The following is a 22,380-nucleotide window of genomic DNA, read 5'->3' as shown; positions in this document are numbered from 1 at the left end:
CGTTTTTTTGGTATCTGTTGAGAATATTGCAATCGCCGTGCCATGTTTTTATCTTTATGATTTTATTAGTAAATAATGTAGTGTCTGCACGTTGTAATCGTGTCGAAAACGGCTGTAAGGGGAGTGTCGAAGCGTCTGCCAGCCTGCGCTGGCAGCGCATTTAGCTGAGGGAGTCGGCCGCAATCCACGGTTCCATGATTTCATAAATCATCAGCACCTCGGTGAGCGGCAGCGTGATGTTGTACTTACGGTTTAGCGCCTGGAAGAAGGTGTCATGCACGGCGACAAAGGCCTGCTGCTCCAGCGTCAGTTCCGCCTCTTCACGATGACGAACGCCGTTGTTGACCATCACGCGTTCAATCATCAGCGCGATGTGCATAAATAAGTTAATGCGTAGATAGCTTTCAAAATGAATTTTGTAGAACGCTTCATACTGTTTAATCACAGCTTCTACTTCATCAATAATCACCACCGGGTTGAGGAAATTCAGGCGGCTGGCGACGCCCTCAACGGTAAACAACTTCACCACTTCCTCGACCATGGGTTCGAGCCCGCCGTCCATCAGCAAGCCGTTGAAGTAGTCGCGTTTTAGCACCTGGGTTTTTTCTTTAATCAGCTGTTCAACGCTAATCAGCGGGATATAACCCGCTTCAAGATCGGTGGTTGTAATGATCAGCCGCGTGCCGTTCAATGCCGGGTCGGCGCGGGCGATTTTCCATTTCAGATCGTCATATTCCATCGTGAGGATATCGATCTCATCCTGTACCAGGTAGCGCTGGACAATATCTTTCAGCTTGCGCGAAATGCCTTCGCCAGATATGCAGGAGATAATGATTTTATTGCCTGGGAGCATTCCAGCGTAGTAGCGCGTTTCCACGTCATACGCACCCTTTGCCCCCTCGATAATCGCCTCCATAGACAGCTTATCCTGAATCTTAGCTGCGATATCCAGCGCCATGGCGGTACTGACGTTGTTAATCACCAGCAGTTCGCCGTGCAGATGCAGTTTAATTTCTTCGTAGATCTCCTTGAGCGACCCCATATCGACGAGGATTATCAGGCCGTCGCCCTGCCTGAGGCGCGACAGGTGAGCGATCAACAGGTCAATAATTTCACGGGTAGAGGTGGCGTTGGGCATATCAAAGGCTTTGAAGTAGTAACCGCCGGTTAACTGGTTGGCGATACCGGCAATACTTGAGGCGGTGGAGCGCCCATGAGAGACGATAATGCCCTGGATTGGCGAATCCTCACCTGCCAGAGAATGGAAGATGCAGCTAAGTAAAGGCAGCAACAGCGGCAAAGGCGTGTTGACCACATGTTTCGCCAGCAGACTGATACACTCTTCCGCCAGCAGTCGCGCCTTCCCGGAGACATAGTCGGCAATGGTCTGGAGTTCATCGACCTGCTCAGTGTGTATAGGGGTGTGTAACGCATAGGTCAGGCATAGCCAGATAGCTTTGCGGATATCCTGTCCACAGGGAACACCGGTCAGATTTTCCAGCTCATTGATGGCGTGCATGGTGTTCTGCCAGACGTAACCGCTATACAGCGCCTCCTGAGAGACAACGCCGTTTACCGTGGTCAGCAGGTTTTCAATTTTGCGGTTCAACAGCATGACGTTGCCACTGTGGCAAAACTCGCGAAAAATGATGTCATCGTGCATTGCTTTGGGTAGCAGCGTGTTGATATCCGGCTCGATTGCCTGTTTGCCGGCGGAGATGACCAGCATTTCTCCGCTAGGGTGCGCACTGTGTAGTGCGATGACGTCCGCATCGCGATTATCGCTCCAGGCGCTGGCGCACATCACTTTGACCTGATTTTTCAGCTCGCCAATATTGCCGCGCACCGGCGACGTGACAAGCCGGTGCATGAGTTGATTATCCAGATGAATATCCCTGCGCAGACTGATCGCTTCCTGGCGCAGGAACAGATTCACCTGGGCAATCCGCTCGGTCAGGGGACGTGAAATAAAATTGGGGAGCGTCACCCGCACCGGTATGCGGCGGCGGAAGGTGTTGAGCAGTACCGTATCGATATTTTCGGTGGTGGCAAAGATAAAACGCAGCGAAGCCGGGTGACGGGTACGGTTATCGCCCAGCCGGTAGAAATAGCCTTTATCCATAAACAGGAACAGCTTCTCCTGATTCTCCGCAGACAGGCGATGTACTTCATCCAGGAACAGGAAACCCCCGTCGGCGTCGTCAAACGCGCCGCGTTTATCGCGATCTGCGCCGGTGAACGCGCCGCGGGTATAGCCGAACAGCGTGGCGGAAAGCAGCTCGGGGTTATTGGCATAATCGGCGCAGTTCAGTTCGACGAAGGGTTTATCGGCGGCGATGACACCGCGTTCCAGAGCGTACTGGTAGATAAGTGAGGCGAGGTGGCTTTTCCCTACGCCGCTCTCCCCCGAGAGTAAAATCGGTAAGCCATCGCCTGGGTAGTCTACCGCCGAGCGGCACAGCGCAATGGCTTCAGCCAGGCTGCCTTGCGCACCGATCAACGGCATAAAGGCATCGGTCTTTTTCGACACTAATCGGGACGACGAGGATGTGGGTGCCCCGTTACGCTGGACAAAGAATCGTACCGGCCGGGTATTCTCCTTACTTAAGCGACCGTCATCGCAGAGCCTGTTCAGATAATGGCTAATTACGCTACGGTTCACCTGCATAAAGTCGGCGCAGTCCTGAGCCGTGAATCCTGAAGGGCTTTCCGCATAGTGGGTCAGTATTTTATGGAACAGTTTTTCTTTTGCTGACAGCGCCATTTATTCAATGTCCTGCATAGAGTAGAAAATAGCGTCGAAATAAATTAGACACTAGACACTAATATTGTTATTAGACACTTAATACTTTCCTCGTTTATTCAGGAAAGTAAAACCTTGTTTTAATCGGAATGTGATCGTGATCGACCGTTGTTTTTATTATGGAAATCATTGCGGGGAGGAGCGGTAACAGGCGATAAATGTCGTGTCAAAAATTTTGAACAATAACGACAAATTACTCCGCTTTTAGTTGATAGAGATGTGACCTAATATTTATCTCATCAAGGCAACACGCCTTATCCAAACAACTAAATTAAAGGGTTTATATCATGAAAAGCATCAAAACTTTTGTCGCAGTTATGACTCTGGCCGCTTCTTTTGGTTCTTTCGCTGCGCAAACAGTGACCGCAACCGCCTCAACCATCGACGGCGCGGAAGCGAAAATTGCCGCTCAGGCTGAACAAGCGGGCGCCAGCTCTTACAAAATTACCCAGGCTTACACCGGTAACCGCGTGCATATGACCGCTGAACTGACTAAATAAGCCATTAGCTACTGTCGAAAGAGCGCCCTTGGGGCGCTTTTTTCGTTTCTGCCTGCCAGGCGACGTGACTTGCCACCTGTCCGCCGGGTGCGGATCGTCTCTTCCATCCCCATTCGCCGGGTTCGATTGAACATATATTGTGACGCAGGGCTGCGTGCTGGTGGTAGAGCAAAACTGAGTGTACAGCGATGAAGGTATATATAATTCTTTATCTACCACTATAAACTATATTATTTAAATAATGTTTAATTTCTATTTGTTTGTCTTTTCTATTGGTTATTTATTATAAATAATATCCGGCACTCCTCTTTTATTCTCTTTCAGTGTTATCTCGCTCACGATCTTTCAAAGACCCTTATTTACGCGCTAAAGAATATTAGCTAGTGTTTTTCCGCCTATTAAGAAATGTGTCTTTTTTTTAAAGGTTGATGTCCTTTATTGAGTGGATGATAAAACATTCATCACCGTTATACAAATGCGCGTGAAATCTCTTTTGGGATTTCCAGGTAGTTATTTATTTCAAGGAAAGTAAATAATGAAGAAATCGACACTAGCTATTGCTATTGGATTATTATTAGTGGCCAATACCGGTTTCGCTAAAACAACGAAGATGACGTTGGAACAGCGACTGGAACAGTTAGAATCTCGTCTGGAAGCCGCAGAAAGCCGCGCCGATCGGGCTGAACAAAAAGTTCAGGACCTGCAGGTGCAGCAGGCAGCAGAGATTAAAGAAATTAAGACAGCGCAGGGCAATACGCCGGTAAACGGCCAGACCCCTGTGGAAGAGACGAAGAAAAACGCCACGATGCCCAATCTTCAGCTGACCGGGTATGGCGACCTGAAAATCTACGGCGATGTGGAATTCAACATGGATGGCGAGAGCCGCCGTGGCACGCTGACCAAGCTCAATGAAGATAAATCTATCGGGACGTGGGATATGGATGGCCGTATCCTGATCGGTTTTGACGGCATGCGGAAGCTGGATAACGGCCAATTCGCTGGCTTCTCCATCCAGCCGCTGGCTGATATGTACGGCAGCATGAACCTCGATGATTCATACTTCCACTTCGGTGAAGAAAACGACTGGAAAATTAAGGTTGGTCGTTTTGAAGCCGCCGATATGTTCCCGCTCAACCAGGATACCTTCGTCGAGCATTCTGGTAATACCGCCAACGACCTGTACACCGACGGTCAGGGCTATATCTATATGATGAAAGAAGGCCGCGGTCGTTCCGATGCGGGCGGCAACTTCCTGATGAGCAAGCAGGTTGATAACTGGTACTTCGAACTGAACTCGTTGATTGAAGACGGTACTACCCTGTTTGCCGACGGTGATAACGTTCAGACGGATGGCCGCACCTATCATGGTCGTAAGATGGAAAACGATAAAAACGTGGTCTATCTGCGCCCGGTCGTGAACTGGAAACCGACGTCCGAGCTCTCGTTCTCTGCGGCGATGGAATCGAACGTGGTCAACAATGCTTACGGTTATACCAACAGCAAAGGCGAGTTTGTCGATCAGTCTGATCGTACCGGTTATGGTTTAACCATGACCTGGGATAATACCAAAACTGATCCCGATAATGGCGTTATCTTTAACCTGAATACCGCCTATTTAGATGCGAATAATGAAGACGATTTTACTGCGGCCACTAATATCTGGTGGAAGAACTTTGAAGTCGGTTATATTTATGCGCATAACAAGATTAGCGACTTTAATGGCGTAGTCTGCGATAACGACTGCATTATTCAGGAAGAAGGTACCTACGATATTCATACCGTTCATGCTTCCTACTGGATTAAAAACGTAATGAATATGCAGAACTTTAATATTTATCTGGGTACCTATTACTCTAAAATCCAGAGTGATGAGAAGATTTCCTCAGACGACGATCGTTACGGCGCGCGCGTTCGCTTCAAATACTACTTCTAAAACAACAAAGGCCTCTGGAAAAAGGGGCCTTTCTCTTTTATACGGCATAATTTATTGTAGAACGGATAAGCACAGCACCTTATCCGTCCTACGGGTAGGTCATCGAATTACGCCAGGTAAAACACTTCCTTCAGCTCTGCACTTACCGGGCTATTATCCGGATTAGACGGCATCACTTCGGTCATGTATTTCCACCAGCGCTGGCATACGTCGGTGTTGGCCACTGCATTCCAGCGTTCTTCAGACTCAATCTCCACGGTGGCGAACAACAGGTTGCGTGCTTGATCGAGATAAATCGCATAGTGGTGCGCGCCATGCGCTTTCAGCACAGCTTCCAGCTCCGGCCAGATAGGATTGTGGCGGCGCTGGTACTCTTCGTGTGCGTTGGCGTTCACCTGCATCACAAAGGCTTTACGGATCATAATGCCTCCAGGTACAGCTCGCGAACTTCATCGCGGCTGGCGGTACGCGGGTTGCAAGGCGCGCAAGGGTCTGCCAGCGCTTTATCCAGCCACCCTTCGATGTCTTCTTTGGTGACACCCAGTTTACTGAAACCTTCAGGAATGCCAACACGCGCGCTCAGCTGACGAATGGCGTTAATGGCTTCCATGCTGGCGGCTTCGTCGCTCATGTTGCGGGTGTCGACCCCCATCGCTTGCGCGACGCGGGCAAAGCGCGCCACCGCGTTCGGACGGTTAAAGTTTTCGATGATCGGCAGCAGGATGGCGTTGCACACGCCGTGCGGTAGATTGTGGGTTGCGCCCGGCTGATGCGCCAGCGCATGTACCAGGCCCAGACCGGCACTGTTGAATGCCATCCCCGCCAGATACTGACCAAAGGCCATCTGCTCGCGCGCTTCCAGGTTATGACCGTCGTCGACGGCTTTCGGCAGCCACAGGGTGATCAGACGGATCGCTTCCAGCGCGTTGGCGTCGGTCAGCGGGTGCGCGCCAACGGAAACATACGCTTCAACCGCGTGGGTCAGGGCATCCATACCGGTTGCTGCGGTGACCGAAGCAGGAATATCGAGCATCACGCTGGCATCGTCCACGGCGATGTCCGGAATAATATTTGAGTCGATAATAACTTCTTTCACCTGGCGGGCGGTGTCGATGATGACCGCGTTGCTGGTCATCTCGGCGGCGGTGCCGGCGGTAGTGTTGATTGCCACCAGGTGTACACCCGCGTTCAGCACCTTACCCACGCCTGAGTAGGCGGTAGATGGACCTGGGTTAGCGGTCAGGATCTTAATCGCTTTCGCGGTGTCGATTGGGCTGCCGCCGCCGAAGGCGATGATGTAATCACAGGATTCCGCCTGGTACGCGGCATAACCTTTTTGCACCAGTTCTTCGGTCGGGTTGGGGAAAACCTCATCGAAAAGGTGGTAAGACATTTTATGCGCATCCAGCGCGGTAAACAGGCTGTCCAGCAGGCCCAGTTTCACCAGCTGGCCGTCGGTAACGATCAGCGCTTTACCCCACTGTTTCCCGGCAACCAGGTTAACCATATCGGCAATTGCGCCCGCACCGTGCAGGCTGATTTTTGGCAGTGCTAACATAAAACTCATGGTGTTCTCCTTGATACCTATCTTGTTTAATTCCGTATTCCCTTCGGGGAGTAGCATGGTCTTTCAAGAAGGGAAGGTATGAGAGTGGCGCCACAATGGGCTAAAAACCTATCCCATTAGCTCAGCGTGAGACGGTTCTAAAGGGATAGGTTCTGACGCCTGACCTCGAGCGGCGAGGTCAGGCTATAGACTTACTTGTACAGATTTAATGCGCTGGCCATCGGCGTTACGCCAAAGCGCTGGCCGAGGGCAATCAGTTCTTGCTGTGTGATGGTCTGCTTCATGCCGCCCATTGAGTACACCTTCACCAGCACTTCTGCGGATTTTTCGGCGGTATCAATCAGACCAAAAGTTTCATCGAGCGTTGGGCCGCTGCCAAAGACGCCGTGGAACGGCCACAGCACCAGAGAATGCTGACGCATTTCAACGGCGGTCGCCTGACCAATTTCATCGGTGCCCGGCACCATCCACGGCAGAATGCCAACGCCGTCCGGGAAGACCACCAGACACTCGGTGCTGCCTTCCCACAGTTTGCGGGTGATCAGCGCGCTGTCGTTTTCCAGTACGTAGGTCAGGGCGATCAGGTTGGTCGCATGGCAGTGCATGATGACGCGATCTTTGCCGTCAGTTAGTTTGATACGTTCGCAGTGCGACAGGAAATGCGCAGGCAGTTCGGAGGTGGGCACCGCTTCGTGAGTCAGCCCCCACAAAATGTGGTAACCCGCGCCGTCGCTATCCACTTTTACTACGCCGAGGTTAGCGGAGGGGTCGAGCTGCACGTTACGGAAGAATTTACCGGAACCGGTGACGATAAACGGCGTGTTCGCCAGCATTGGCATCGGTTGGCTCAGAGCGATATAGCGCGGCTCAGCGTGGAAATCAGCGGTGAATGGCGCGATATCCGCCTCGTCCAGACGCAGCGTCAGGTTGCCGCCGTTACGCTCGTCCCAGCCTTTTAACCAGGCGTCAGAGGTGGCTTTGATCATGCCCTGGACGAACCAGGAGTCGGTAATATTCTGCATAGTCTTGTGGTTCCTGTTGTATCGGTGAGGTGTTTCCCCTCACCCTAGCCCTCTCCCCGCAGGGGAGAGGGGACTGTTCGGTGTTATCTGGAGAGGGTTAGTTACCCACGCTTGCTCAGGATCTCTTTCTCATACTGACGTACATTCTCCAGCCACTGGCTGCCCGCTGGCGTATCGTTACGCTGGCAGTACATTTCCCACACCGCCTGCCACGGCAGGCACTTCTGCTCTTCCAGCAGTGCCAGACGGGCGGTGTAGTCGCCTTCAGCTTCCAGCTTGCGCAGCTCGGCGGTTGGCTCCAGCAGCGCGCGCAGCAGGGCTTTCTTCATGTTGCGAGTCCCAATAACCCATGCCGCGATACGGTTGATGGAGGCATCGAAGAAATCGAGACCGATATGCACGCGATCAAACAGGTTGTGACGGATGATTTCGCTGGCAATGGCCTGGGTTTCGTCATCCAGCAGCACAACGTGGTCGCTATCCCAACGCACCGGGCGGCTGACGTGCAGCAGCAGGCGGGGTACATACAACATGGCGGCGGAGATTTTGTCGGAGATCACTTCAGTCGGGTGGAAGTGACCGGCATCCAGACACAGCGCGGTCTGGCGGCTGGTGGCATAGCCCATATAGAACTCGTTGGAGCCCACGGTGTAGCTTTCTGCGCCGATACCGAACAGTTTGCTTTCCACGGCGTCAATGTGGTGCGCCGGGTCCAGTTTCTCGCTGATCACTTCATCCAGCGCGGCGGCCAGACGCTGGCGCGGTGCCAGACGGTCAACGGTGACGTCTTTCATGCCGTCCGGGATCCAGATGTTCATCACCGACGGTGTGCCCAACTGTTCGCCGAAATAAGCGGAAACGCGGCGGCTGGCCTTGCAGTGGTCAATCCAGAACTGGCGGATTTTCGGATCGGCGTGGGACAGGGTAAAGCCATCTGCGCTCAGCGGGTGTGAGAAGCAGGATGGGTTGAAGTCGAGACCCAGCTTGTGTTTTTTCGCCCACTCAACCCAGTTTTTGAAGTGCTCGGGTTTGATTTCATCACGCGCGACCGGCGTATCCGACTCGAGATAGATCGCGTGCAGGTTCAGACGTTTTGGCCCCGGAATCAGGCTTAACGCCTGCTCCAGATCGGCACGCAGTTCGCTGGCGTTACGCGCTTTGCCCGGATAGTTGCCGGTTGCCTGGATCCCACCCGTTAAGTTGCCCTCTGGGTTTTCAAAACCCGCGACGTCATCGCCCTGCCAGCAGTGCATGGATACCGGCAGGCGATCCAGCTGGCGCAACGCCTCTTCGACGTCGATACCGACGGCGGCATAGCGCTGTTTCGCGAGTTCCCAGGCTTGGTCAAGTTGAGTGGTCATGCGCAAAGCTCCTTTGTCTGTCGTTGTTGCTGAAACTGCGCAACGTAGCGGGCAATTTCATGGTCAGGATGAGGGGTGAAGGTGGTGAGACCGTAGTTATGGGTCACGACCTTGCGGAAATCATCGACGTTGGAAAGTTCGTCCAGCGCCATTAATTGGATGCCGATATTACCCAGCGTTGAGGCTTCGATTGGCCCCGCCACCACGGTGATGCCGCAGGCATCGGCGCACAGTTGGTTCAGCAGATGGTTCTGGCAGCCGCCGCCCACGATATGCAGTTGGCTAAATGGCTTGCCGCGTAGCTGCGCCAGCTCGTTAAGCACGTCGGCGTACAGCAGCGCGAGGCTGTCGAAAATGCAGCGCGCCAGCTCGGCGGCGTTGGCAGGCACCGGTTGTGCCGTTTCGCGGCAGGCAGCCTGAATTTCGGCGCTCATGTTGTGTGGGTTAATAAAGCGGTCGTCGTTGGGGTTGATCAGCCAGCGGCAGGCGGGCAGCTTCGCGGTATCCGCGATGAGCGTCGGCAGGTCACTCACGTTCTGCTCTTTCAGCACACGCTGTAGCAGCCACAAACCCATAATGTTTTTCAGCACCCGATAGCGGCCTTCGGCACCGCCCTCGTTAGTGATATTCGCGCGCTGCGCTTGCTCGCTGGTGTAAGGCGTTTTGCTCTCAAAGCCTATTAGCGACCAGGTGCCGGAAGAGAGGTAGGCGGCATCATGGCTTGCCAGCGGCGATGCAATCACCGCGCTGGCGGTGTCATGGCTGGCGACGGCAATGACCGGAATATTGTTACCCTGTGGGCAAACCCAATGACTAATCACGTTACCTGGATGCGTCGGCGTGCCAAACCAGGAGGCCGGCGCGCCGGTCCAGTTGAGCAGGTCTTCGTCCCAGCTATCGCTGTTGATATTCACCAACTGCGTGGTTGTGGCGTTGGTGTACTCCCAGTTCATCTTGCCGGTCAGACGGTAACTGAAATAGTCCGGGATCAGCAGCGCGTGAGTCGCCTGAGCGACCAGTTCCGGCTGTTGTTCAACCAGCGCGCGCAGTTGATATAGCGTATTGAACGGCAGGAACTGAATGCCGCTGCGGCGGTAAATATTGCTTTTACCTAACTGTTCCATCGCCATGGCCATCACGCCGTCGGTGCGGCTGTCGCGATAGGCGACCGGCAGGCCGACACGCTGGCCATTTTTATCCAGCAGCACGTAGTCAACGCCCCAGGTGTCGATACCGATGCTGTCGATACGGATGCCTTCATCGCACACCTTGTTAAGGCCGGTGCGAATTTCTGCTTCCAGGCTGTCGATGTTCCAGGTATCAAAACCATCCTGCTGATGCAGGCTGTTCGTGAAACGGTGGATTTCGCGCAGTGAAAGCAAACGCGACCGGGCATCGTAGCGCGCCAGCATTACGCGTCCGCTTGAAGCGCCTAAATCGACGGCCACACAATGGCGAAAAGTCATGGCAAAAGTCCTTCTGAGAGTCATTACCGCTCAGTCTAAAAAAAGGACACCGCCACTACCTTCTCGTTACTGACAGACGCTATTGGGCGCTGGCAAGAAAGCAAAGATGAACGTGAGAGAGTTCACAAATTCCTGCGATCATGCCGCTTTCAGGGGGTGTGATACTGACCGCATTTCCCGAACTTTCCGGCTGTTTCTTGAAAAAACGACCGGGTTTGCGCGCTTTGCTGTCAAAACGTCAAGGTGAGAACCCTCAGCGGATATTACTATCCTGATAACATTTCTCATCTGGTGGGCGTTGTTATGACCGTATTACACAGCGTGGATTTCTTCTCTTCCGGTAAGTTGCCTGTTGCGATCGAACCTCGACTTCCTCAGGCGGCTTTTCCTGAGCACCATCATGATTTTAATGAGATTGTTATTGTTGAGCACGGCACGGGTATTCATGTGTTCAATGGCCAGCCGCATACCATTTGTGGTGGCACCGTTTGCTTCGTGCGCGACGTCGATCGCCATCTGTATGAACATACCGACAATCTCTGTCTGACAAACGTGTTATATCGTGCCCCAGATGCTTTCCAGTTCTTGTCAGGTCTGAACAAACTGCTGCCGCAGGAACTTGATGGCCACTATCCTTCCCACTGGCGTGTTAACCAGAGTACGTTACAGCAGGTGCGAGCGATTGTGGGTCAGATGGAAGAAGCCAATGACAGTACCGATATGATGTCGCTGGCCAACCGAGAAATTCTGTTTATGCAACTGCTGGTCTTGTTACGTAAAGGCAGTCAGGTGCAAGGCGCTATCGATAACGATGCCCGACTAAACCAGTTGATGGCGTGGCTGGAAGATCACTTTGCTGAGGACGTATGTTGGGAAGGGTTGGCCGAGCAGTTCTCGCTATCGCTACGCACGCTGCACCGCCAGTTGAAGCACTGTACCGGCCTGACGCCGCAGCGTTATCTGAACCGTCTGCGGCTGATTAAAGCGCGGCACCTGCTGCGCCACAGCGATGAAAGCGTGACCGATATTGCTTACCACTGCGGGTTTGGTGACAGTAACCACTTCTCCACGCTGTTCCGTCGTGAATTTAACTGGTCGCCGCGCGATATCCGCCAGGGCCGGGATACGCTGCTTCAGTAACGCGAAGGCAATCACCGTTTTTTACCGCAAAACGGCTAATAATAGTGAGTTGTTAGTCGTTGAGGTATCAGCGTGTCAGGCCAGTTAATCCTTCGAAAAGACGAGTTTTTCGCCAGTTCCGCACAGGCCGTCGCGGTGGCGGATCGTTATCCGCAAAACGTTTTTGCTGAGCATACCCACGAATTTTGCGAACTGGTGTTGGTCTGGCGCGGCAACGGCCTGCATATTCTCAATGACCGTCCCTACCGTATTACCCGCGGCGATCTGTTCTATATTCGTGCCGAAGATAAACACTCCTACGCTTCGGTTAACGATTTGGTTTTGCAAAATATTATCTATTGCCCCGAACGCCTGAAACTTAATCTCGACTGGGTCAGCCATATTCCTGGATTGCGCGGTTCGCCCTGGGTGCCGCACTGGCGCATTGGCAGTACCGGAATGACACAGGCGCGGCAGATTATGACCCAGCTGGAGCACGAGAGCCGCAAAGAAGACGCGCTGGCAAACCAGATGTCTGAACTGCTGTTTGCCCAACTGGTGGTGTGCCTGAAGCGCTATCGTTACGCGACGGATAATCTGGCGGCAACGCAAAGCGAAGCGTTGCTGGATAAACTGCTCACCGCGCTGGCGGGCAGTCTGAACCGGCCTTTCGTATTGGATTCCTTCTGTGCGCAACAGGGATGTAGCGAGCGAGCGCTACGCCAGCAGTTCCGCAGCCAGACCGGCATGACCGTAAACCATTACCTGCGCCAGCTGCGCATTTGCCACGCGCAGTACCTGTTGCAACACACTGAGCTGCTGATTGGTGAAGTGGCGATGCGCTGTGGGTTTGAGGACAGCAACTACTTTTCCGTGGTGTTCAACCGCGAGATTGGCATGACGCCGGGGCAGTGGCGGCAGCGAAGTCGTATCCCCGTCAATTAACCTGAATGCCGCGTGTTATCAGGGGCATAACAAATTGTTATAACCTTATAAAAACTACGGCATTGATAATCATTTTCAATATCATTTAATTAACTATAATGAACCAACTGATTACGCGGCGTTTACAGGTTTGCCGCCCGACAATAATGGAGATGATTATGAGCTATACCCTGCCGTCACTGCCTTATGCGTACGATGCCCTGGAACCGCACTTCGACAAACAGACGATGGAAATCCATCACAGCAAACACCACCAGGCTTACGTGAATAACGCTAACGCAGCGCTGGAAAGCCTGCCGGAGTTCGCTTCTCTGTCTGCTGAAGAACTGATCGCGAAACTGGATCAGCTGCCGGCGGATAAGAAAACCGTTCTGCGTAACAACGCCGGCGGCCACGCTAACCACAGCTTCTTCTGGAAAGGCCTGAAAAAAGGCACCACCCTGCAGGGTGATCTGAAAGCGGCTATCGAGCGTGACTTCGGTTCCGTTGACAACTTCAAAGCTGAATTTGAAAAAGCAGCAGCAACCCGTTTCGGCTCCGGCTGGGCGTGGCTGGTGCTTAAAGGCGACAAACTGGCTGTGGTCTCTACCGCTAACCAGGATTCCCCGCTGATGGGTGAAGCCATTTCCGGCGCTTCCGGCTTCCCGATCGTGGGCCTGGACGTTTGGGAACACGCTTACTACCTGAAATTCCAGAACCGCCGCCCGGACTACATCAAAGAGTTCTGGAACGTGGTGAACTGGGACGAAGCAGCAGCGCGTTTCGCCGCTAAAAAATAATTTGCATTGCACGTCTGTAGAAGCGAGTCTGATGACTCGCTTTTTTTGTATCCGCGTAAGGAGCAGCAGATGCATTATCCGGTTGACGTGTTTATTGGCAAAATTCGTGATTATGACGGCAGCCGCCCGAGCGCTATCGCCAAGGTGCAAATCGACGGCGAGCTGGAACTGACCGAGCTGGGACTGCTTGGCGATGAGCAGGCCGAAAAGAAAATCCACGGCGGCCCCGACCGCGCGCTGTGCCACTATCCCCGCGAACACTATGCCGAGCTGATTCGTGAATTCCCCGAACAGGCCGAATTGTTCTGCGCCCCCGCTTTTGGTGAAAATCTTTCGACGGAAGGCATGACCGAACACAACGTGTTTATCGGCGATATTTATCGCTGGGGTGAAACGTTGATTCAGGTCACCCAGCCGCGTTCTCCGTGTTTTAAACTCAATTTCCACTTTGCTATCAGCGATATGGCGTCGCTGATGCAAAACAGCGGCAAGGTGGGCTGGCTGTATCGGGTGATTGCGCCGGGTAAGGTTTCCACTGACGCTCCGCTGGAGCTGGTGTCGCGCCTGAGCGATGTTTCGGTGTATGACGCTGCCGCCATTGCCTGGCATCTGCCTTTTGATGACGACCAGTATCATCGCCTGCTGAGCGCAGCCGGGCTGTCCATCAGCTGGAGCAGAACCATGCAGAAGCGTCGTCTGAGCGGCAAGATTGAAGATAACAGCCGAAGATTGTGGGGCAAGTAGGCCTGATAAGCGCAGCGCCATCAGGCGGTCAAACGCCCATGGCCAAAAAAAATCGGCCTGCATTCGCAGGCCGATGGTTTCTAGGTTCGCTTGTACAGCGGTAACCACAGCGTCAGGCGCAAGCCGCCGAGCGGGCTGTCATCAGCCTTCACCCAGCCGCGGTGCTGCTGCATGGCGCTTTCAACAATCGCCAGCCCCAGTCCCGTACCGCCAGACTCACGGTCGCGCGCTTCATCGGTACGGTAGAACGGGCGGAAAATCTGCTCGCGATCTTCCGGGCTTACGCCTGGGCCGTCGTCATCCACGTGAACGGTGACGCCGTCTTTATCCACCGAGAAGCTCACGGCGATTTTCGTGTGCGAGTAGCGCAGCGCGTTACGGACGATGTTCTCCAGCGCGCTTTCCAGCGCGTTCGGGTTGCCGTACAGCGGCCACGGCCCCGGCGGATAGTCAACGTTGAACGTTTTACCCATCTGCTCGGCTTCGAACGCGGCGTTATCCAGCACCTCGCCCCACAGCTGATTCGCCTTCAGCGTCTCGCTCACCAGCGCGCTCTTCTGCTGATTTCGCGACATCACTAACATGTCGTTGATCATGCTATCCAGACGTTGCGCTTCTGTCTCAATACGCTCCAGCTCTTTGCTTTCACCGCTGCGGCGACGTAGCAACGCCGTGCCCAGTTGCAGACGCGTTAACGGCGTGCGCAGCTCGTGGGAGATATCGGAAAGCAGACGCTGCTGGGAGGTCATCATCCGTTCCAGCGCCATCACCATCTGGTTAAAGCTGGCCCCTGCCGCCAGAAACTCCTGCGGCCCGGATTCCAGTTCGGGATGCTGGCGCAGGTTGCCCTGAGCGACTTCATCCGCGGCGTTTTTCAGCTTACGTGCCGGTTTTGCCAGGCTCCACGCCAGCCACAACAGCAGCGGCGCGCTGACCAGCATGGTGACGATCAACAGCAACAGCGGCCGGTCGAACAGCAGGTTGATAAAGTCAGACTGCGAACTGCTGGCCGGACGGATTAAGTACAACTGATAGTTATCTTCACCGTCACGAATCGAAAATGGCCCGACTAACTCCACGCGCCCGTATTTCTTCTTCTGCGGATGGTCGGCGTTGTCCGACTGTCCGATAAAGTTACGGATAATCTGCATTTCGTTGCGTTCTGCGCCAATCACGCGGCCTTCGCTGGTGACCAGCAGCAGACGCTGGCCCGGCGGAGCCCATTTATCAATCGCGCGGAACAGCCGACGCCACCACATCAAATCGTTGGGGGGATCGTTGGCCAGCTCTTCTTCAACGTGCTGTTCGATCATGATGCCCTGACGCTGCTCGCTATCCAGCAGTTCAGTCATCTGACGCGAGTCGAGCTTGGGTAACATCAAAACCAGCATCAACACCAGCGCCAGGGTTAACCAGAAGATGGCGAAGATGCGGGCGGTTAAACTTCCTATCATGAAGCGGAGACCATCAGGTAGCCGCGACCACGCAGGGTTTTAAACCACGGATGACCGTCTTTACGTTCCGGCAGCTTCCGACGCAGGTTGGAAATGTGCATGTCGATTGCGCGATCGAACGGCGTTAAGCGTTTGCCCAGCACTTCCTGACTTAAATGTTCGCGCGACACCACCTGACCCAAATGCTGTGCCAGCAGATAGAGCAGGGTGAATTCGGTGCCGGTGAGCTCCAGGGTTTGGCCATCGAAGCTGGCTTCCTGGCGGCCAGGATTCAGGCTCAGGGCGTCGACTTCTACGGTAGGCGAACTGGCATCGCTACTTTGCTGCTGTTCGCTCCAGTGCGAACGGCGCAAAATAGCGCGGATACGCGCGACCAGCTCACGGTCGTTAAAGGGTTTAGGTAAATAGTCATCTGCGCCCAGTTCAAGGCCCAGAACGCGATCCAGCTCGCTTCCGCGGGCGGTCAGCATAATGACGGGAGTCTGGTGTGTTTGTCGTAATTCTTTCAGCGTGTCGATTCCGTTCTTTTTCGGCATCATCACGTCGAGTAAAAGTAGGTCGATGCTGTCATCAAGAAGCGCAAGCGCCTGTTCGCCATCATGGGCAACCAGAACGTTAAAGCCTTCCATATCAAGCAGTTCCTTAAGTAAGGAAGTCAGCTCTCGGTCATCATCAACTAGTAAAATTTTATTCATATTTTCATCCCTCCGAGGCAGAAATTACGTCATCAGAGCCAGCTAATCCATGACTTTACGTTGTTTTACACCCCCTGACGCATGTTTTCAGCCTGAATCGTAAACTGTCTCTCGTTGAATCGCGACACAAAAGTTTTTGGGAGCATGTGATGCGCAATGTTATCGCTGCCGTCATGGCCTCAACGCTGGCATTCAGTGCACTAAGCCAGGCCGATGAAGTCGTCACCAGCGTTAACTGGCACCCAGCGGAAGATAATTCGCTGCGAAACGGCCAGGGTCATATGTTCGACGGTATTAGTTTAACCGAACATCAACGCCAGCAAATGCGCGATTTGATGCAACGGGCGCGACACGATCGCCCACCCGTTAATGTTAGCGAAGTGGAGGCAATGCATCGCCTTGTCACCGCAGAAAAATTTGATGAAGCCGCTGTGCGCGCCCAGGCCGAAAAAATGGCCGAGGAGCAGGTGAACCGCCAGGTTGAAATGGCGAAGGTTCGCAATCAGATGTATCGCCTGCTAACGCCAGAGCAGCAAGCGGCTTTAAATGAGAATCACCAGCAGCGAATGGAGCAGCTGCGTGACGTTGCACGGATGCAACAAGGTTCGAATGTGAATCTGTTTAGTAGCAATACCCGTAGCAACCAGTAACAAACCCTGTTTTTCCTTGCCATAGACACCATCCCTGTCTTCCCCCTCATGATGAGGGGGTTTTTTTTGCCCTAAATTCGACACGGTGCGCTGCATAAACATTCCGCTATACTACGCAGATCTGAAGTCAGGAGTGTTTATGAATCAATCTTATGGCCAGTTGGTCAGCCGCGCGGCAATTGCGGCAACGGTAATGGCCTCGCTGTTGCTGATCATTAAAATTTTTGCATGGTGGTTTACCGGTTCGGTCAGTATTCTGGCGGCGCTGGTGGACTCACTGGTGGATATTGCTGCCTCGCTGACCAACCTATTGGTAGTGCGTTACTCACTGCAACCGGCTGATGAAGAGCACACATTTGGTCATGGGAAAGCGGAATCGCTGGCGGCGCTGGCGCAAAGTATGTTTATCTCCGGTTCCGCACTGTTCCTGTTTTTGACCGGTATTGAACATCTGGTTCGCCCTACGCCGATGAGCCAGCCGGGCATTGGCGTGGCGGTAACGGTTATTGCCTTAATCAGCACTCTGGTTCTGGTGACGTTTCAGCGCTGGGTGGTGCGAAAAACCCAAAGCCAGGCCGTTCGGGCGGATATGCTTCATTATCAGTCTGATGTTATGATGAACAGCGCAATTCTTGTTGCACTCGGTCTCTCCTGGTACGGTTGGCATCGTGCCGATGCGCTGTTTGCATTAGGAATTGGCATCTATATTCTATATAGCGCGTTACGTATGGGGTACGAAGCGGTTCAGTCGCTACTGGATCGCGCGCTGCCCGATGAAGAACGCCAGGAAATTATCGACATCGTGACCGCCTGGCCGGGCGTAAGCGGTGCTCACGATCTCCGTACGCGGCAGTCAGGGCCGACCCGCTTTATTCAGATCCATCTGGAAATGGAAGATAACCTGCCGCTGGTTCAGGCGCATCACGTTGCCGACCAGGTGGAGCAGGCGATTTTGCATCGCTTTCCCGGTTCCGACGTGATTATTCACCAGGATCCATGCTCTGTTGTCCCGCAAGGCAATAGCGGCATTTGAACTTTCGCAGTGGTTGTACAAAGTGTGAGCTAAATCGGCATTATTTGTATAAATAACCGCCGCTTAGCCTGACCTGAATCAATTCAGCAAGAAGCGCTTGATATACTATCTCTACATAGAGTCGTTCTCTCCCCCAACAGTGGGAGCGCTTCGGGCAGAAGAATTAATTTTTAGCATTCCTAAGTTCAGAGGTAGTCATGATTAAGAAAATCGGTGTGTTGACAAGTGGCGGTGATGCGCCAGGCATGAACGCCGCGATTCGCGGCGTGGTGCGCGCGGCGTTGACGGAAGGCCTGGAAGTGATGGGCATTTACGACGGTTATCTGGGCCTGTATGAAGACCGCATGGTCCCGCTTGACCGTTACAGCGTGTCCGACATGATCAACCGTGGCGGCACCTTCCTGGGCTCCGCGCGCTTCCCGGAATTCCGCGACGAAAACGTTCGCAACGTGGCTATCGAAAACCTGAAAAAACGCGGCATTGATGCGCTGGTGGTTATCGGCGGTGACGGTTCCTACATGGGTGCTATGCGTCTGACCGAAATGGGCTTCCCGTGCATCGGTCTGCCGGGCACCATCGACAACGATATCAAAGGCACTGACTACACCATCGGCTTCTTCACCGCGCTGAGCACCGTGGTAGAAGCGATTGACCGTCTGCGTGACACCTCTTCTTCTCACCAGCGTATCTCCGTTGTTGAAGTGATGGGCCGCTACTGCGGTGACCTGACTCTGGCGGCAGCTATCGCAGGCGGATGCGAGTTTATCGTGGTGCCGGAAATCGAATTCAAACGTGACGACCTGGTTGCGGAAATCAAAGCGGGCATCGCAAAAGGTAAGAAACACGCGATCGTCGCGATTACCGAACACATGTGCGATGTTGACGAACTGGCGCACTTTATCGAAGCAGAAACGGGCCGTGAAACCCGTGCGACCGTTCTGGGCCACATCCAGCGTGGCGGCTCCCCGGTGCCTTATGACCGTATCCTGGCATCCCGTATGGGCGCGTACGCCATTGAACTGCTGCAGCAGGGCTTCGGTGGCCGTTGCGTCGGTATTCAGAACGAAAAACTGGTTCACCATGACATCATCGACGCGATCGAAAACATGAAGCGTCCGTTCAAAGGTGACTGGCTGGAATGCGCTAAGCAGCTGTACTGATTCACGTTTGCCCGGAAACGGGCAGATTTGAGCGAAAAAAAAGCCTTCTCAATGAGAAGGCTTTTTTACAGGTTCAGGGCGCTTATTCAATATCCAGCGCATCTTCCGACAGGATAATGCCGGTGTTATCGGCATACAGATGGTCGCCGGAGAAGAAGGTGACACCACCGAAATTAACGCGTACGTCGCTTTCGCCGATGCCTTCGCCCGCCGCGCCGACCGGAATCGCCGCGATGGCCTGGATGCCAATATCCAGTTCTTCTAAGTCATCGACCTGACGTACCGCGCCGTATACCACAATGCCTTCCCACTCGTTCTGAGTGGCCAGACGGGCGAGGTCGGCGTCGATCAGTGCGCGGCGGACAGAACCACCGCCGTCGACCAGCAGAATGCGGCCACGACCATTCTGTTCGAGCAGATCGTACAGCAACCCGTTATCCTCGAAACATTTCACGGTGATGATTTGCCCACCGAACGACAGCCGCCCGCCAAAGTTAGAGAACAGGGGTTCTACTACGTTGACATCTTCCTGGTAGATGTCGCAAAGCTCGGAAGTATCGTATTTCATAGGATTAACGCTCAGTTGCTGCGAGTGATTTTAGTATATCGCGCTCTACGCATTGTTGGCAAAATCATCAATTGTTAATTGATATTTGTCAGTTAAGCGAACGTCTTGCTGAGCACAATTCCAATGACGAACAGTAGGTTAGTCAACAGCGCCCCTTTGACCGTCCGTTCCAGCATGGGCGGCATTGCCTGCGGCGAGCGTTCACGCATCACGTAGCGAGCCTGTTTCACCAGCAGCGGAGCGCTGAGGATAAACAGCCAGCCCCACGGGCTATGCAGGGAAATCAGGTTGAACAGCGCCAGGCACACCAATGTGCCCATCAGCAGGCAAACGTGATAGCGACGGGCGTTGACGGGCCCCAAACGCACTGCCAGCGTGTTTTTACCGTTGTCGCGGTCGCTGTCGATATCGCGCAGGTTGTTGATATTCAGCACCGCGGTGGCCAGCAGGCCGCAGGCGGTGGCTGGCAGAATAATCGCGCTGCTCAAACTGTGCGTCTGTAAGTACCAGCTACCGATAACGCTCAACCAGCCGAAGAAGATGAGCACGGAAATATCACCGAGGCCAATATAGCCATACGGGCGCGTGCCGACGGTATAGGTGATGGCGGCGATAATCGCCAACAGCCCCAGCACCAGGAAACCGATAAAATCACCGGTCGTCTGGGATGCGGTGAACAGCAGGGCCAAACCGGAGACGCAAATCAGCCCGACGGTGATAATCAGCGCGCGCTTCATCTGCTGCTGGGTAATCACCCCTTTTTGCATCCCGCGCAGCGGCCCGATGCGGTCCGGCTTGTCGCTGCCTTTCACCGCGTCACCGTAGTCGTTAGCAAGGTTAGAGAGAATTTGCAGCAGGCTGGCGGTAATCAGCGACAGCACGGCGACGCCCGCGTCAAAGTGGCCCTGCCACCAGGCGAGGGTGGTGCCGACGATAATCGCCGCGCAGGCCAGAGGTAGCGTTTTGGGGCGCAGACTTTCCAGCCAGGCCTGAGTGCGGCTTACAGGTGTATTTGTCATTAGTAATCAGCCAATAAAAATGGGGCCTTTCAGCCCCATCAATTAAAGATGAACATGCAGTGAACGCGATTATAGGATAAAACGGCTCAGATCTTCATCTGCGACTAATGCATCCAGATGTTTACTCACGTATTCCGCATCAATTGTGATGCTCTGGCCATTGAGATCGCTGGCGTCGTAGGAGATATCTTCCATCAGGCGCTCAAGAACGGTATGCAGACGACGCGCACCGATGTTTTCGGTGGTTTCGTTAACCTGCCATGCCGCTTCGGCAATACGCTTGATACCCGACTCGGTGAACTCAATGTTCACGCCTTCGGTGGCCATCAGCGCTTTGTACTGCACGGTGACAGAGGCGTTTGGCTCGGTCAGAATGCGCTCGAAGTCCTGAGTGGTCAGGGCTTTCAGCTCAACGCGGATTGGGAGACGACCCTGCAGCTCCGGAATCAGGTCTGACGGGCTAGCCACCTGGAACGCGCCGGAAGCGATAAACAGAATGTGGTCGGTTTTCACCATCCCGTGCTTGGTGGAGACGGTGCAGCCTTCAACCAGCGGCAGCAGATCGCGCTGAACGCCTTCACGGGACACGTCCGGGCCGGAGGAGTTACCGCCGCGCTTACAGATTTTGTCGATCTCGTCGATAAACACGATGCCGTGCTGCTCAACCGCGTCGATCGCGTCCTGTTTCAGCTCTTCCGGGTTGACCAGTTTCGCCGCTTCTTCTTCAATCAACAGCTTCATCGCATCTTTGATTTTCAGCTTACGCGGTTTCTGCTTCTGGCCGCCCAGGTTCTGGAACATGGACTGCAGCTGGCTGGTCATCTCTTCCATGCCTGGAGGCGCCATGATTTCTACGCCCATCGGTGCCGCGGCGAGATCGATTTCAATCTCTTTATCGTCCAGCTGGCCTTCGCGCAGCTTCTTGCGGAACGCCTGGCGCGCCGCGGACGGTTCAGACTGCTGTTCAGCCTGGCCCCAGTTGTTTTTGGCCGGCGGGATCAGCACGTCGAGAATACGTTCTTCCGCCATCTCTTCCGCGCGGTAGCGGTTTTTCTCAATCGACTGTACGCGCACCATCTTGATCGCCGAATCGGTCAGATCGCGGATGATGGAGTCCACTTCTTTACCCACATAGCCCACTTCGGTGAACTTGGTGGCTTCAACTTTGATGAACGGCGCGTTGGCGAGCTTGGCCAGACGACGGGCGATTTCGGTTTTACCGACGCCGGTTGGGCCGATCATCAGAATGTTTTTCGGCGTGACTTCGTGACGCAGCTCTTCGTCGAGCTGCATACGACGCCAGCGGTTACGTAAGGCAATCGCGACGGAGCGCTTCGCTGCGTCCTGGCCGATAATGTGTTTGTCCAGTTCGCTGACAATTTCGCGTGGGGTCATTTCAGACATGGGAGATCCTTACGCCTTAGACGGTAATTCTTCAATGGTGTGGTTGTGGTTGGTATAGATGCAGATATCACCTGCAATATCCAACGCTTTCACCGCGATATCACGCGCGTTCATGTCGGTATTTTCCAACAGCGCACGGGCCGCGGCCTGGGCGTATG

Annotated in this window: 20 protein-coding genes and 1 pseudogene; 9 read left to right on the top strand and 12 right to left on the bottom strand. The window is 53.9% G+C overall.

The genetic code is table 11. The annotated features are described in order from the left end of the window. Positions 1 to 160: 160 nt before the first annotated feature. Positions 161 to 2,764 (bottom strand): sigma 54-interacting transcriptional regulator, encoded by a 2,604-nt coding sequence (locus ACW14G_RS16105; RefSeq protein WP_419057199.1) that lies wholly within the window; start codon positions 2,762 to 2,764, stop codon positions 161 to 163. A 326-nt stretch (positions 2,765 to 3,090) separates the two neighbouring features. Between ACW14G_RS16105 and ACW14G_RS16100 the strand changes: the two genes are divergently transcribed. Continuing rightward, positions 3,091 to 3,303 (top strand): YdgH/BhsA/McbA family protein, encoded by a 213-nt coding sequence (locus tag ACW14G_RS16100; protein WP_163448697.1) that lies wholly within the window; start codon positions 3,091 to 3,093, stop codon positions 3,301 to 3,303. A 535-nt stretch (positions 3,304 to 3,838) separates the two neighbouring features. Then, positions 3,839 to 5,236: a carbohydrate porin gene (locus tag ACW14G_RS16095; protein ID WP_167577204.1), complete on the top strand. Its 1,398-nt coding sequence runs from the start codon at positions 3,839 to 3,841 to the stop codon at positions 5,234 to 5,236. A gap of 107 nt (positions 5,237 to 5,343) precedes the next feature. Here ACW14G_RS16095 and rhaM read toward each other — a convergent pair whose 3' ends face one another. The 5 genes from rhaM to rhaB form a co-directional block, all read right to left on the bottom strand. After that, a complete protein-coding gene (gene rhaM / locus ACW14G_RS16090) occupies positions 5,344 to 5,658 on the bottom strand; it encodes an L-rhamnose mutarotase (protein WP_163447335.1) in 315 nt (104 codons plus the stop codon). Next, complete coding sequence (gene fucO, locus ACW14G_RS16085) at positions 5,655 to 6,803, bottom strand: lactaldehyde reductase (protein WP_163447334.1); 1,149 nt, start codon at positions 6,801 to 6,803, stop codon at positions 5,655 to 5,657. Before fucO ends, rhaM begins: the two co-directional genes overlap by 4 nt. 191 nt (positions 6,804 to 6,994) lie before the next feature. Continuing rightward, positions 6,995 to 7,825, bottom strand: a complete 831-nt coding sequence (gene rhaD / locus ACW14G_RS16080) for a rhamnulose-1-phosphate aldolase (RefSeq protein WP_064540441.1) — start codon at positions 7,823 to 7,825, stop codon at positions 6,995 to 6,997. Between the two features lie 101 nt (positions 7,826 to 7,926). Continuing rightward, positions 7,927 to 9,186 (bottom strand): L-rhamnose isomerase, encoded by a 1,260-nt coding sequence (gene rhaA, locus ACW14G_RS16075; RefSeq protein ID WP_167577202.1) that lies wholly within the window; start codon positions 9,184 to 9,186, stop codon positions 7,927 to 7,929. Beyond that, entirely contained in the window at positions 9,183 to 10,652 is a 1,470-nt protein-coding gene (gene rhaB / locus ACW14G_RS16070) for a rhamnulokinase (protein ID WP_249022524.1), read from the bottom strand. Before rhaB ends, rhaA begins: the two co-directional genes overlap by 4 nt. A gap of 303 nt (positions 10,653 to 10,955) precedes the next feature. Between rhaB and rhaS the strand changes: the two genes are divergently transcribed. The 4 genes from rhaS (at position 10,956) to yiiM (ending at position 14,239) form a co-directional block, all read left to right on the top strand. Then, entirely contained in the window at positions 10,956 to 11,792 is an 837-nt protein-coding gene (gene rhaS, locus ACW14G_RS16065; RefSeq protein ID WP_163447331.1) for an HTH-type transcriptional activator RhaS, read from the top strand. A 72-nt stretch (positions 11,793 to 11,864) separates the two neighbouring features. Beyond that, positions 11,865 to 12,716: an HTH-type transcriptional activator RhaR gene (rhaR, locus tag ACW14G_RS16060; protein ID WP_163447330.1), complete on the top strand. Its 852-nt coding sequence runs from the start codon at positions 11,865 to 11,867 to the stop codon at positions 12,714 to 12,716. A 158-nt stretch (positions 12,717 to 12,874) separates the two neighbouring features. Continuing rightward, positions 12,875 to 13,495 (top strand): superoxide dismutase [Mn], encoded by a 621-nt coding sequence (gene sodA, locus ACW14G_RS16055; RefSeq protein ID WP_163447329.1) that lies wholly within the window; start codon positions 12,875 to 12,877, stop codon positions 13,493 to 13,495. 6 nt (positions 13,496 to 13,501) lie between these two features. Continuing rightward, positions 13,502 to 14,239 (top strand): 6-hydroxyaminopurine reductase, encoded by a 738-nt coding sequence (yiiM, locus tag ACW14G_RS16050; protein WP_249022523.1) that lies wholly within the window; start codon positions 13,502 to 13,504, stop codon positions 14,237 to 14,239. Positions 14,240 to 14,319: 80 nt separating this feature from the next. Here the strand turns inward: yiiM and cpxA are convergent, their stop codons facing one another. Together cpxA and cpxR are read right to left on the bottom strand one after the other, a co-directional pair. Then, positions 14,320 to 15,693: an envelope stress sensor histidine kinase CpxA gene (cpxA, locus tag ACW14G_RS16045; RefSeq protein WP_163447327.1), complete on the bottom strand. Its 1,374-nt coding sequence runs from the start codon at positions 15,691 to 15,693 to the stop codon at positions 14,320 to 14,322. Then, a complete protein-coding gene (gene cpxR / locus ACW14G_RS16040) occupies positions 15,690 to 16,388 on the bottom strand; it encodes an envelope stress response regulator transcription factor CpxR (protein WP_064540403.1) in 699 nt (232 codons plus the stop codon). The genes cpxA and cpxR overlap by 4 nt, the downstream gene beginning before the upstream one ends. Before the next feature lie 149 nt (positions 16,389 to 16,537). Here cpxR and cpxP point away from each other — a divergent pair, with 149 nt between their 5' ends. The 3 genes from cpxP to pfkA all read left to right on the top strand — a co-directional run bounded on the left by cpxP (position 16,538) and on the right by pfkA (position 19,231). Continuing rightward, complete coding sequence (gene cpxP, locus ACW14G_RS16035; protein ID WP_163447326.1) at positions 16,538 to 17,038, top strand: cell-envelope stress modulator CpxP; 501 nt, start codon at positions 16,538 to 16,540, stop codon at positions 17,036 to 17,038. A 139-nt stretch (positions 17,039 to 17,177) separates the two neighbouring features. Beyond that, positions 17,178 to 18,071: a CDF family cation-efflux transporter FieF gene (gene fieF / locus ACW14G_RS16030; protein ID WP_163447325.1), complete on the top strand. Its 894-nt coding sequence runs from the start codon at positions 17,178 to 17,180 to the stop codon at positions 18,069 to 18,071. 197 nt (positions 18,072 to 18,268) lie between these two features. Beyond that, entirely contained in the window at positions 18,269 to 19,231 is a 963-nt protein-coding gene (gene pfkA / locus ACW14G_RS16025) for a 6-phosphofructokinase (protein WP_064540394.1), read from the top strand. 82 nt (positions 19,232 to 19,313) lie between these two features. On the opposite strand, the gene rraA is transcribed toward pfkA, so the two are convergent. From rraA to ACW14G_RS16005, 4 genes and pseudogenes are all read right to left on the bottom strand, one after another. Beyond that, complete coding sequence (gene rraA, locus ACW14G_RS16020) at positions 19,314 to 19,799, bottom strand: ribonuclease E activity regulator RraA (protein ID WP_035892355.1); 486 nt, start codon at positions 19,797 to 19,799, stop codon at positions 19,314 to 19,316. 92 nt (positions 19,800 to 19,891) lie between these two features. Next, positions 19,892 to 20,818 (bottom strand): 1,4-dihydroxy-2-naphthoate polyprenyltransferase, encoded by a 927-nt coding sequence (gene menA / locus ACW14G_RS16015; protein ID WP_065357287.1) that lies wholly within the window; start codon positions 20,816 to 20,818, stop codon positions 19,892 to 19,894. Positions 20,819 to 20,887: 69 nt separating this feature from the next. Next, a complete protein-coding gene (gene hslU, locus ACW14G_RS16010) occupies positions 20,888 to 22,222 on the bottom strand; it encodes an HslU--HslV peptidase ATPase subunit (protein ID WP_065357286.1) in 1,335 nt (444 codons plus the stop codon). Positions 22,223 to 22,231: 9 nt separating this feature from the next. Then, positions 22,232 to 22,380: pseudogene (locus ACW14G_RS16005) on the bottom strand (HslU--HslV peptidase proteolytic subunit); the annotation flags it as partial.

The sequence above is a fragment of the Kluyvera sp. genome (assembly GCF_965301105.1).
The sequence above is the reverse complement of the archived record's forward strand: the minus strand, read 5'-3'. Positions and strand labels throughout refer to the sequence as shown.